9 protein-coding genes are annotated in these 12,792 nt (G+C 74.5%); all 9 read left to right on the forward strand.

What is annotated here, in order from left to right; genetic code table 11:
- Window position 1 precedes the first annotated feature (1 nt).
- The 9 genes from ACF09E_RS06915 (at window position 2) to ACF09E_RS06955 (ending at window position 12,756) form a co-directional block, all read left to right on the forward strand.
- Complete coding sequence (locus ACF09E_RS06915) at window positions 2-898, forward strand: carbohydrate ABC transporter permease (protein WP_392204204.1); 897 nt, start codon at window positions 2-4, stop codon at window positions 896-898.
- Between the two features lie 8 nt (window positions 899-906).
- Window positions 907-2,172: a 6-phospho-beta-glucosidase gene (locus ACF09E_RS06920; RefSeq protein ID WP_392204205.1), complete on the forward strand. Its 1,266-nt coding sequence runs from the start codon at window positions 907-909 to the stop codon at window positions 2,170-2,172.
- Complete coding sequence (locus ACF09E_RS06925; RefSeq protein ID WP_392204206.1) at window positions 2,163-3,152, forward strand: N-acetylglucosamine kinase; 990 nt, start codon at window positions 2,163-2,165, stop codon at window positions 3,150-3,152. Before ACF09E_RS06920 ends, ACF09E_RS06925 begins: the two co-directional genes overlap by 10 nt.
- A gap of 329 nt (window positions 3,153-3,481) precedes the next feature.
- Entirely contained in the window at window positions 3,482-4,942 is a 1,461-nt protein-coding gene (locus ACF09E_RS06930; RefSeq protein ID WP_392204207.1) for a hypothetical protein, read from the forward strand.
- A gap of 11 nt (window positions 4,943-4,953) precedes the next feature.
- The gene (locus ACF09E_RS06935) at window positions 4,954-5,991 is read left to right on the forward strand and encodes a glutamate ABC transporter substrate-binding protein (protein ID WP_392204208.1); all 1,038 of its coding nucleotides are present in this window, start codon (window positions 4,954-4,956) and stop codon (window positions 5,989-5,991) included.
- Window positions 5,992-6,043: 52 nt separating this feature from the next.
- A complete protein-coding gene (locus ACF09E_RS06940) occupies window positions 6,044-7,321 on the forward strand; it encodes a hypothetical protein (RefSeq protein WP_392204209.1) in 1,278 nt (425 codons plus the stop codon).
- Between the two features lie 62 nt (window positions 7,322-7,383).
- Window positions 7,384-9,939, forward strand: coding sequence for a tetratricopeptide repeat protein (locus ACF09E_RS06945; RefSeq protein ID WP_392204210.1), 2,556 nt, complete (start codon window positions 7,384-7,386; stop codon window positions 9,937-9,939).
- Complete coding sequence (locus tag ACF09E_RS06950) at window positions 9,936-11,360, forward strand: PP2C family serine/threonine-protein phosphatase (RefSeq protein ID WP_392204211.1); 1,425 nt, start codon at window positions 9,936-9,938, stop codon at window positions 11,358-11,360. The genes ACF09E_RS06945 and ACF09E_RS06950 overlap by 4 nt, the downstream gene beginning before the upstream one ends.
- Window positions 11,361-11,421: 61 nt before the next feature.
- Entirely contained in the window at window positions 11,422-12,756 is a 1,335-nt protein-coding gene (locus ACF09E_RS06955) for a VWA domain-containing protein (RefSeq protein ID WP_392204212.1), read from the forward strand.
- Window positions 12,757-12,792 lie beyond the last annotated feature (36 nt).

A 12,792-nucleotide genomic window follows, 5' to 3' on the forward strand; every position in this document is an offset into this window, starting at 1 on the left:
CATGACCTCCACGACCACCCTCGACCGGCCCGTCCGCCGGGCGACCGACGGCGCGGCCGCGAAGACGGCCCGCCGCAAGGCGCTCCTGCACTGGATCGCCGTGCACTCCCTCGGGATCGCCGCGGCCCTGTTCTTCGTGCTGCCGTTCGTCTTCGTCTTCCTGACGTCCCTGATGAGCGACCAGCAGGCCCTCACCCGCGACCTCACGCCGAACAGCTGGCACTGGGACAACTACGTCCGGGTCTTCCGGACCCCGGGCTTCCTGGACTGGTGGAGGAACTCGCTGCTGTACGCCGGACTCGGCACCGTCCTCGTGGTGGTGTCCTCGGTCCCGGTGGCGTACGCCCTCGCCAAGTTCCGCTTCCGCGGCCGGCACCTGTCGCTGCTGCTCGTCATCTCGATGATGATGCTGCCGCCGCAGGTGATCATCATCCCGATGTACCTGTTCTGGGCCAAGCAGATGGACCTGTCCGGCACGCTCTGGCCGCTGATCGTCCCCATGGCGTTCGGCGACGCCTTCGCCGTCTTCCTGCTGCGCCAGTTCCTGCTGACCATCCCGAACGAGTACATCGAGGCCGCCAGGATCGACGGGTGCGGCGAACTGCGCACCCTGCTCAAGGTCGTGCTTCCGATGGCGAAGCCCGGCATCGCCGCCGTGGCCCTGTTCCAGTTCTTCTACTGCTGGAACGACTACTTCGGACCCCAGATCTACACCTCCGAGAACCCGGCGGCCTACACGCTGAGTTACGGCCTGGAGTCCTTCAAGGGCGCGCACCACACCGACTGGAATCTGACCATGGCCGCGACCGTCCTGGTCATGGCCCCTGTGATCCTCGTCTTCTTCTTCGCCCAGAAGGCGTTCGTCGAGGGAGTCACACTGACCGGAGTGAAGGGCTGACTCACACCATGAAGCTCACTGTCGTAGGGGGCGGTTCCACCTACACCCCCGAACTGATCGACGGATTCGCACGACTGCGCGACACCCTGCCCCTCACCGAACTCGTCCTCGTCGACCCGGCGGCCGACCGGCTCGACCTGGTCGGCGGCCTGGCCCGGCGGATCTTCGCCCGGCAGGAGCACCCGGGGACGATCACCACCACCTCCGACCTCGACGCCGGGGTCGAGGGCGCCGACGCCGTCCTGCTCCAGCTGCGGGTCGGCGGGCAGGCCGCCCGCGAGCAGGACGAGACCTGGCCGCTGGAGTGCGGCTGCGTCGGGCAGGAGACCACCGGCGCCGGCGGTCTCGCCAAGGCGCTGCGCACGGTACCGGTCGTCCTGGACATCGCCGAGCGGGTCCGGCGCACCAACCCGGACGCCTGGATCATCGACTTCACCAACCCCGTCGGCATCGTCACGCGCGCGCTGCTCCAGGCAGGCCACAAGGCCGTCGGCCTGTGCAACGTGGCCATCGGCTTCCAGCGGAAGTTCGCCGCCCTGCTGGGCGTCGCCCCGGCCGAGGTCCACCTGGACCACGTCGGGCTCAACCACCTCACCTGGGAGCGGGCCGTACGCCTCGGCGGCCCCGAGGGCGAGAACGTGCTGCCCCGGCTGCTCGCCGAGCACGGCGACGCGATCGCCGACGACCTGCGGCTGCCGCGTCCGGTCCTGGACCGGCTCGGTGTCGTCCCCTCGTACTACCTGCGGTACTTCTACGCGCACGACGAGGTCGTCCGGGAGCTCGGCACCAAGCCCTCGCGGGCCGCCGAGGTCGCCGCGATGGAGAAGGAACTCCTGGACCTGTACGGGGACCCGGCGCTCGACGAGAAGCCGGCCCTGCTCGCCAGGCGGGGCGGCGCCTTCTACTCGGAGGCGGCCGTGGACCTGGCAGCCGGCCTGCTGGGCGGCGGCGGTTCGCCGTACCAGGTGGTCAACACGTACAACAACGGCACGCTGCCGTTCCTGCCGGACGACGCCGTCATCGAGACGCAGGCCGCCGTCGGTGCGCAGGGCGCCGTGCCGCTGCCCGTCGCGCCGGTGGACCCGCTGTACGCCGGTCTCGTCGCGAACGTCACGGCCTACGAGGACCTGGCGCTCGAAGCGGCGCTGCGCGGCGGCCGGGACCGGGTGTTCAAGGCCCTGCTCGCGCACCCGCTGGTGGGTCAGTACGCCTCCGCCGAAGGGCTCACCGACCGGCTGATCGCGCACAACCGGGAGCACCTCGCGTGGGCGTGAACCTGGACGGCGTCCTCCTCGCGATCGACGCGGGGAACAGCAAGACCGACGCCGCGGTCCTCGCCCAGGACGGCACCGTCCTCGGCGCGGCGCGCGGCGGCGGGTTCCAGCCGCCGGTGGTGGGGGTGGAGACGGCCGTCGACACCCTGGCGGAGATCGTCGGGCGCGCGTGGGCGGAGGCCGGCGGCGCCGGGTCCTCCCCCGCGTTCGCCCATGTCGCGGCCTGTCTCGCCAACGCGGACCTGCCCGTCGAGGAGACCGCCCTCCGGGCCGAGCTCCTCCGCAGGGGCTGGAGCCGGTCGGCGCGGGTGCACAACGACACCTTCGCGATCCTGCGGGCCGGGATCGACGAGCCGCGCGGGGTCGCGGTGGTCTGCGGGGCGGGCATCAACTGCGTCGGGATGACCCCGGACGGGCGGACCGCGCGCTTCCCGGCGATCGGGAAGATCTCCGGGGACTGGGGCGGCGGCAGCGGCATGGCCGAGGAGGCGCTCTGGTTCGCGGCGCGCGCCGAGGACGGGCGCGGGGAGCCCTCCGAGCTGGCCCGCGCGCTGCCGGCGCACTTCGGCCTGGAGACGATGTACGCCCTGATAGAGGCGCTGCACCTGGGGCACGTGCCCTTCGAGCGGCGGCACGAGCTCACCCCGGTCCTGTTCCGGGTGAGCGCGGACGGCGACCCGGTCGCGCTGTCCCTGGTGCACCGGCTCGCCGAGGAGGTCGTGGCGCTGTCCGCGGTCGCTCTGGGGCGGCTCGGCCTCCTGGAGGAGGAGACGCCGGTGATGCTGGGCGGCAGCGTGCTCGCCGCGCGGCATCCGCAGCTGGAGACGAGGATCCGCGAACTCCTCGCCGAGCGGGCGCCGAAGGCGGTCATCGGCTTCGTGACCGCGCCGCCGGTCCTCGGGGCGGGACTGCTGGCCCTGGACGAGGTCGCGGCGGGGCCGGTGGCCGCGGCGCGGCTGCGGGAGCACTACGGGGCCTGAGGCGCCGGCGGGTGCGGCCGCGGGGCGTCCCCTCCACCGGAGGGGACGCCCCGCCGGCATGTTCACCTGTTCGAGCGATGCCCGGAACGGAACCGATCACGGCCGGGCGACGTATTCAGAGTGAGGGGGTTCGCCCCGCGATGCGAGGGGGGTTCGCCCCGCGATGCGAGGGGGGTTCGCCCCGCGATGCGAGGGGGGTTCGCCCGCGGATGTGCCGGGGGCATACGGCACGATAAGAACAAGATCCAGTCAATCACGGTGTGCGGACGGCCCCCTGCGGCCATACTGCAGGCCGGACCGGCCGATGTCGGCGACCAGGGGGAGGTCACGTGACACACCCGCCGAACGCACCCGCCGCACCGGCGGGCAGCGCGGCGCAGGCGCCCGCGCGCCCGGCCGGCGTGCCCGCGCAGCCGTCGCCCCCGCCGGGTGCCGTCCCGCCCGCGGGGCGGAGCGCCTGGTCCGTGGGACGGGAGCGGCTGCGGGTCGCCACGACGACCGAGCCCGGCCGGCTGCAGATCCTCGGAGCCGTCCTGGCGCTGCTCGTCGTCGCGTTCGGCGCCGTCACCGCCCTGCAGGTCGACGACCGGACCACCGCAGCCGACGACGTCGTGAGCCGCAGCCAGCCGCTGTCCGCCGACGCCGCCGCGATCTACCGCTCCCTCGCGGACGCGGACACCACCGCGGCGAGCGGCTTCCTGGCGGGCACCCTGGAACCGGCCGCGTCCCGCGCGCGGTACGACCGGGACATCGCCACCGCCGCGCGGCTGCTGGTCAAGGCCGCGGCGAGCACCGACGGTTCGAGCGCCTCGGCCCGCGAGATCGCCACACTCAACGAGCAGCTCCCGCGCTACACGGGGCTGATCGAGCGGGCCCGCGCGGCCAACCGGCAGGGCCTGCCGCTGGGCGGGGCCTATCTGCGGTACGCGAGCCAGCAGATGACCAGCACGCTGCTGCCCGCCGCCGAGCGGCTGTACGAGGCCGAGACCGTACGGCTCCGGGAGGACGACGAGTCGGCCCGCACCTGGCCGCTGCTCGCCCTGGGCGTCGGGCTGCTGACCCTCGCCGTCCTGGCCTGGGCCCAGCGCCGCACCTACGCGCGGACGAACCGGGTCTTCAACCACGGTCTGCTCGCGGCGACCGCGGCGACGGTGGCCGTGCTGCTCTGGCTGCTCGCGGCGCACACGGTCGCCCGGGCAGGGCTCGACACCGCGCGGGCGCAGGGCCAGGAGTCCCTCCAGGCGCTCAACACGGCCCGGATCGGCTCGCTCACCGCCCGCGCCAACGAGAACCTGACCCTGGTCGCCCGGGGCGCCGTCCTCACCGAGGACGGCAAGAACGACAAGTACGAGGCCGCGTACACGTCGAGCATGGACACCCTGACGTCCGCGCTCGCCACGGCGCGGGAGCACGCGGACGACGACGCCGGCCGCGGCCCCGTCGACGAGGCGGCCTCCCGCACGGCCGAGTGGAAGGAGCGCCACCGGGACGCCCGCGCCAAGGACGAGGCGGGCGACTTCGAGGGCGCCCTCGAACGGACCGTCGGCTTCGGGGAGTCGGGGTCGGCGGAGCAGGCGGAGCAGGCGGAGAAGTCGACGGGACGGTCCTTCGACCAGGTCGACGCGGCCCTGGACCGCGCCCTCGCGCACGAGCAGGCCGAGTTCACCCGCGCCGCCGGGGACGCGAGGGACGCCCTGACCGCGCTGCCGCTCGGCGCAGCGGTCCTCGGGATACTGGGCGCGGCGGGTGCCGTGCTCGGCATCAACCGCAGACTGTCGGAGTACCGGTGAGAGGGGGCGGGATGCCGAACGGCACGTACCCGCTGGTGCGGCGGACGGCGCAGCGCTTCCGGGGCTGGGGCGGGGTGGCCGCGATGGCCGTGGCCTGCGGGCTCACCGCCTCGCTCACCCTGCTCCCGCTGGCCCACGACGGCGCCGACGCGGCGGCCGCCCCCGGCGCCGCGGGGCCGGGGCCCGGCATCGGCACCGGGGTGCAGATCAAGGCGGACACCTGCGACCGGCCCTGGGCCTCCCTGCCCCCCTCGACGGCGGACGGACCGGCGATCGAGGCGATCAGGAAGCGCGGGAAGCTCGTCGTCGGAGTCGACCAGTCCAGCTACCGCTGGGGCTACCGCAATCCGGAGACGCGTGCGCTCGAAGGCTTCGACATCGACCTGGCGCGGGCCGTCGCCGAGGACCTGCTGGGCAGTCGGGACGCCGTCATCTTCCGGGCGATCCCCACGAACCAGCGGATCGCCGCCCTGGACAGCGGCAAGGTCGACCTCGTCGTCCGCACCATGACGATCAACTGCAAGCGGATCCAGCAGGTCGCCTTCTCCACCGCCTACTTCCAGGCCGGCCAGCAGGTCCTGGCACCCAAGCTCGCCACCGACATCACCGGCTACGACACCTCGCTGAAGGGCAAGCGGGTCTGCACCGCCGAGGGATCCACGGCCTACGAGGCCCTGGAGGAGCAGTCGTTCGGCGCCCTCTTCAAGGACGAGGGCGACGGCACCAAGGACGACAGGGACCTGCTGACCGTGCCCAACCAGCTGGACTGCCTGGCCAGGCTCCAGATGGGCGAGGTCGACGCGGTCGTCACCGACAACGCGCTGGCGGCCGGTCAGGCCGCCCAGGACCCGGCGGTCGAGCTCAAGGGCAGACCGTTCACCACCGAGTTCTACGGCGTGGCCGCCAAGCTCGGCAACGACGACCTGGTCCGCCGGGTCAACCAGGTCCTCGTCGGCTACCGCAAGGGGCCCTGGCAGCAGGCGTACCGCACCTGGCTGGAGAAGGACCTGCCCGGGATCACCGGGCCGCCGGCCCCGCTGTACAAGTAGCGCCGGGCACCCCGTACGACCAGCCCCGTACACGGAGAGGAAGAGGTGATCGATGGGCGTCACGGGACCCCCTGGGCCGGTGATGGACCGGGACGAGGCGGACCGTGCGCTGGCGCGCCTCGGAGCCGAGCACAAGGCCGTCGAGGACTCGCTCCTCGCGCTCCAGGACCACGCGGGCCGCAGGCTGCTCGAAGGGGCGGAGCTCACCGGCACCACCCGGGACCGCTGGGCGGCGACCGAGCGGACCATCACGCTGCTCTGGACCTGCTTCGACGTGTACACCGGGGCCCTGCGGGAGGCCCGCGAGGTGCGCGCCCGGCGGCGCTGGCCCGGCCGTGACGAGCTGGTGGAGCTGACCGACCGGCTGCGCGGCGAGAGCGTGCACGTCGCGGGCGGGGCCGGCGAGCAGGGGCTGCTCGCCGAGCGGTTCACCCTGGAGGGCCTGGTCCGCCGGATGAACGAGCTGTACGCCTCCTCGCTCGACGTGGTGGTGACCGCCGACGCGGTCTGGTCCGCGCTGCCCGCCCGGATAGACCTCCTCGCCGCCGAGCTCGGCCGGACGCGCTCGCTCGCGCACTCGGTCGGGGTGCGGCCCGGGGAGCACCCGGCCGGGGACGAGCTGGAGGACATCACCACCGAGCTGGGCGCGCTGCGCTCCCAGGTCGTCACCGATCCGCTGGCGTTCTGGCGCCCGGCGACGGGGAGTTCGGCGCCCGGCGGAGGCCGTCCGGACACCGAGCGGTACGACCGGGCGGCGCTGGCGCTGGAGGACGTGCGGCGGGAGATCGAGGCCGTGCTCGCGGTCCGGCAGGACTCCGAGGACCGGCTGCTCCGGCTGCGGGACGTGCTGTCCCGGGCGGACCGGACGCTCGCCGAGGCGCGGGCCGCGCGCGGCGAGGTCCTCGCGAAGATCGCGGCCTCCGAGGTGCCGGCGGTCAGCGGGCCGCCGACGGCGCTCCAGGAGCGGCTGGTGGCCGCCGCCGAGTACCGCAGGCACGCCCAGTGGCACCGGCTCTCGCCGCTCCTGGAGTCCCTGGAGCGGGACGCGGAGGACGAACTGCTGCGGGCCCGCGAGTCGCTGACCGCGGTCACGGCTCCGCTCGCGGTCCGGGCCGAGCTGCGCGGCAGGCTCGACGCGTACAAGGCGAAGGTGGCGCGGCTCGGCGCGGCGGAGGACCCGCTGCTGGTGGAGCGGTACGACGCGGCCCGCCGGATGCTGTGGAGCGCGCCCTGCGACCTGCGGGTCGCGGAGCAGGCCGTGCTGCGCTACCAGCAGGCGGCGGCGGACGTGCTGTCCGGCCCGAGGGACGCGGAAGGACGACAGTGGTGAGCGGCGGGGAGACGGGTGTGGGGAGCTGTCAGCGTCCTTCGTGCGAGGGGTCGTACGAGGACATGGGAGGCGGCGAGCTGTACTGCGACACCTGCGGCCTCGCCCCGGTGGTCGCGGCCGGCGGGCTGATCGGTTCGACGCCCACGGGGGTCGCCGTGCCGGGCCGGAACCCGGGCGCGGGCGGCGGTGCCGTCGGGGGGCCGGACTCCGGTTCCTCGCGGAGCAGTTCGCGGGCGTCCTCGCGGGCCTCTTCCCGCTCGTCGACCTCCCGCCGTTCGGTCTCCGGGCGGCTCTCGCGCTCGCTGTCCGGGGCCTCCGCGTCGCGTTCGGTGTCGGTGCGCAGCTCCGGCACGTCGACCGGCCAGTCCGCCCGGAACCGGCTGGGAGCCGGTCTGGTGTCGATCCCGGAGGTGCCGCGGCCGGACCCGCGGGCCGCGGTCATGGAGAACCCCGAGGTCCCCGAGCGGAAGCGTTTCTGCTCCCGCGCGGACTGCGGTGCGCCCGTGGGCCGTTCGCGGGGCGAGCGACCGGGCCGCACGGAGGGCTTCTGCACCAAGTGCGGGCACCCGTACTCCTTCGTGCCTAAGCTGCGCGGCGGGGACATCGTCCACGGGCAGTACGAGGTCGCGGGCTGCCTCGCGCACGGCGGCCTCGGCTGGATCTACCTCGCCGTCGACCGGGCCGTCTCCGACCGCTGGGTCGTCCTCAAGGGCCTCCTCGACACCGGCGACCAGGACGCGATGGCCGCCGCGATCTCCGAGCGCCGCTTCCTCGCCGAGATCGAGCACTCCAACATCGTCCGCATCTACAACTTCGTCGAGCACCTCGACCAGCGCACCGGCTCCCTGGACGGCTACATCGTCATGGAGTACGTCGGCGGCAAGTCGCTCAAGGAGATCGCCAACGAGCGCCGGACCCCCGACGGCCGCCGCGATCCGCTGCCGGTCGAGCAGGCCTGCGCGTACGGGATCGAGGCCCTGGAGGCGCTCGGCCACCTGCACAGCCGCAACCTGCTGTACTGCGACTTCAAGGTGGACAACGCCATCCAGTCCGAGGACCAGCTGAAGCTCATCGACATGGGCGCGGTCCGGCGGATGGACGACGACGAGTCCGCGATCTACGGCACGGTCGGCTACCAGGCGCCGGAGGTGGCCGAGGTCGGGCCGTCGGTCGCGAGCGACCTGTACACGGTGGCGCGCACCCTCGCGGTGATGACCTTCGACTTCCAGGGCTACACGAACGTCTTCGTGGACTCGCTGCCCGACCCGGGCAACATCCCGGTCTTCCGGACGTACGAGTCGTTCTACCGCTTCCTGGTCCGGGCCACCGACCCGGACCCGGCGCGCCGGTTCTCCTCCGCCCAGGAGATGGCGGAGCAGCTGACGGGCGTGCTGCGGGAGGTCGTGGCCCTCCAGTCGGGGCGGCCGCGGCCCGCGCTGTCGACGCTGTTCGGCACGGAGGTGCGGGTCACGGACACGGCCCTGTTCGCCGAGCAGACGGACGACGTGTCGCTGCTCGGCGCACGGCGGGGCCGCAGGCAGCCGGTGGCACCGGGGGCCGCGGCGCCCGCCGCCGCACCGGGGGCGGCGGCCGGAGCCGTACCGGGGGTTGCGGCGGCCGGAGCCGTACCGCCGGGCGGGCCGGGGGGCACGGGCCCCTCCGCTCCCGCCGGTCCCGGGCTCGGGGCCCTGCTCGCGCCGCTGGACACGCCCGCCGTCGCGCTCGCCCTGCCCGTGCCCCGGGTCGACGCGGGCGACCCCAACGCCGGTCTCCTCGCGGGTCTCGCCGCCGCCGCGCCCGGTGAACTGCTCGCCGCGCTGCAGGCCGCGCCCGCTCCCTCCGCCGAGCTGCGGCTGCGGACCCTGCGGGCCGAGCTGGAGCTGGGCGACCTGCCGGGCGCCGCGCGGACCCTGGCCGGTCTGGAGGAACGCGACCCGGACGACTGGCGGGTCGTCTGGTACCGGGGGGTGGCCTCCCTGGTGACCGGCGACCACGAGCACGCGGCGCTCTCCTTCGACGCGGTCTACGACGCCTTCCCGGGCGAGCCCTCGCCTAAGCTGGCCCTGGGGATCTGCGCCGAGGTGCTGGGCCAGCTGGACAACGCCGCCGAGTACTACCACCTGGTGTGGACGACGGACCCGAGCTTCGTCAGCGCGGCCTTCGGTCTGGCCCGGGTGCAGCTCGCGGCCGGGGACCGGGCCGGGGCCGTACGGACCCTGGAGTCCGTGCCGGAGGCCTCGATCCACTACACCGCGGCCCGGGTCGCGGCCGTGCGGGCGCGGCTGCGGCGGCGCCCGGCGGGGGATCCGCTCGCCGCCGACCTGACGGCGGCCGCGGCCCAGGTCTCGGCGCTCCAGGGCTTCGGTCTGGACGCCGTACGGCGCGAGCAGTTGTCGACGGAGGTCCTCGGCACCGCCCTCGACTGGGTACTCTCCGGTAGTCCCGGTGCGGAACCGGGCGGCGGCGCGCTGCTGCTCGGAAGTGAACTGGACGAGCGCGGACTGCGCTTCGGCCTCGAACGCTCGTACCGGGTGCTGGCCCGGCTCGCCCAGCGGGGCGAGGAGAGGATCGAACTGGTGGAGCGGGCCAACCGCTTCCGCCCCCGGACGTGGGTGTGAGGATGTCCCAGAAGCCGAAGCCGTCGCACGGCCTCACCGTCTGCCCGGACTGCGCGGAGCCCCTGGAGTCGGGTGACCGGTTCTGCGGGGCGTGCGGCCACGACCTGGCGGCCGTGCCGGCCGCCGGGACGGAGCCGGACCGCCCGACCGTGGCCATCGTCACCCCCGTGGCCTGGCCGGACGCCCCGTCCCGCGACCCCGGTTCGCTGTCGACCGCCACCCAGCACCCCGGCGACCTGCCGGGCACCGACTCGGGCGGCAGGGACCTGCCGACGATGGAGGTCCGCACGGACGGGCCGGTGCCCCCGGCCGCCGGACCGGCCGGCCGGACCGCGGCGGGCAGCGGCGACTTCGAGCTGGCCGCGCCCGACCCGCGGACGGCGGTGCGGGCCGACCCGGCTCCGGCGGCCGCGGGCGCCCCCGCACCGCAGGCGGGAGCGGAGTCCGGACCGCCCGCCGGGCGTCCGGCACCGGTCCCGGCCGCCGCCGCCCCCGGCTCGGCCCTGTGCGTGGCCTGCCGGGCCGGGCGGGTCGACACCGACGGCTACTGCGAGAACTGCGGCCACGCGCAGCCCCGCGAGCGCGATCACATGGAGCGGGAGCTCGACGGCGTCGCCGCCGTCTCCGACCGCGGGCTGCGCCACCACCGCAACGAGGACGCGTTCGCCGTGTCGGCGACCACGCTCCCCGACGGCTCCCCCGCCACGCTCGCGATCGTGTGCGACGGCGTGTCCTCGGCCACCCGGCCCGACGAGGCCTCCGCCGCGGCGGCGGAGGCGGCCGGCGCCTCCCTGCTCGCCGCGCTGCCCCGGGGGACCCACCCGCAGCAGGCGATGCACGAGGCGATCGTGGCAGCCGCCGAGGCCGTCAACTCCCTCGCGGAGGAGCCGGGCGAGGACGGCGCCGAGCACGACCCGCAGCGCCACCGCAACGCCCCGGCCTGCACCATCGTGGGGTCCGTCGTCGCCGACGGCCTGCTCGTCGTCGGCTGGGTCGGCGACAGCCGCGTCTACTGGGTGCCGGACGACCGGGCCACCCCGGCGGCCCGGCTCACCGAGGACGACTCCTGGGCCGCGCAGATGGTCGCGGCCGGCCTGATGAACGAGGCGGAGGCCTACGCGGACGAGCGTGCCCACGCGATCACCGGCTGGCTCGGTGCCGACGCCTACGAACTGGAGCCGCACACGGCCGCGTTCAAGCCGGACCGGTCCGGCGTGGTCGTCGTCTGCACGGACGGTCTGTGGAACTACGCGGAGGGGGCCGAGGACATGGCCCGGGTCGTCCCGGCCGACGCCTCCGACCGGCCGCTGCACAGCGCCCAGGTCCTCGTCGGCCACGCCCTGGACGGCGGCGGCCACGACAACATCACGGTCGCGCTGGTGCCGTTCACCGCCGTGCCCCCCGGGGCGGGACCGGCCTGAGCGGCCTCCGGTACCCCGTCCCTCCGTCGTCCGACCGTCGTTGCCCGAGGAGCCGTAACGAATGGCCAACTTCTCCAAGTCGACCGTGCCGCAGTTCTCGGTGGACGTCTACCAGAACGAGTTCCTGCCCGAGGGCGGCCGGGACGTCAGCGCGATCGTCACGGTCACCTCGACCGGCGGCGGCACCACCGGCCGGCAGCCGCTCTCCCCGGCGGGCGGCGGCTCGGCCGGGGTCGTGATCATGGTCGACTGCTCCGGCTCGATGGACTATCCCGCCACCAAGATGCGCGGGGCCCGCGAGGCGACCGCCGCCGCCGTCGACACCCTGCGCGATGGCACGTCCTTCGCCGTGGTCGCGGGCACCCACCTGGCGAAGGAGGTCTACCCGGGGAACGGCGGCCTCGCCGTCGCCGACGCCCGGACCCGGGCCGAGGCCAAGGAGGCCCTGCGCCGGCTGAACGCGGGCGGCGGCACGGCGATCGGCACCTGGCTGCGGCTCGCCGACCGGCTGCTCTCCTCGGCCGACCACCTCACGATCCGGCACGGCATCCTGCTCACCGACGGCCGCAACGAGCACGAGTCGCCGGAGGAGCTGCGGGCCGCCCTCGACGCCTGCGCCGGCCGCTTCACCTGCGACGCGCGCGGGGTGGGCACCGACTGGGAGGTCAAGGAGGTCACCGGGATCGCCTCCGCGCTCCTCGGCTCCGCCGACATCGTCGCCGACCCGGCCGGCCTCGCCGCCGACTTCACCGCGATGATGGAGCAGACGATGGGGAAGGGCGTGGCCGACGTCACGCTGCGCCTGTGGACCCCGGTCGGGGTGGAGATCGCCTACGTGAAGCAGGTGGCCCCGACGGTCGAGGACCTGACCGCGCGGCGTACGGAGGCCGGGCCGCGTGCCGGGGACTACCCGACGGGCTCCTGGGGCGACGAGTCCCGCGACTACCACGTGAGCGTGCGGGTCCCGCAGGCCGCGATCGGGCAGGAGATGCTCGCGGCCCGGGTCTCGCTGATCGCGCCGGACCCGCTGGGCGGCGACCCGAGGCCGCTGTCCCAGGGACTGGTACGGGCGGTGTGGACCGACGACCTGGCGATGTCGACCTCGATCAACCCCCAGGTCGCCCACTACACGGGCCAGGCGGAGCTCGCGGACGTCATCCAGCAGGGGCTGGATGCCCGCAAATCGGGCGATCACGACGGCGCGACGGCGAAACTGGGCCGCGCCGTGCAGCTCGCGGCGGCCTCCGGCAACGCGGATACGGCGAAACTGCTTTCGAAGGTGGTCGACGTGGTCGACGCGGCGACCGGTACTGTGCGTTTGAAGGCGAAGGTCGCGGAAGCGGACGAGATGACACTCGAGACCCGCTCCACCAAGACCGTTCGCGTCAAGAGGTAGCCCGGCCAGGGGCCGGACGACGAGAGGGGGAAGCAC

This window comes from Streptomyces sp. NPDC014891, assembly GCF_043081085.1.
Taxonomy (GTDB): domain Bacteria; phylum Actinomycetota; class Actinomycetes; order Streptomycetales; family Streptomycetaceae; genus Streptomyces.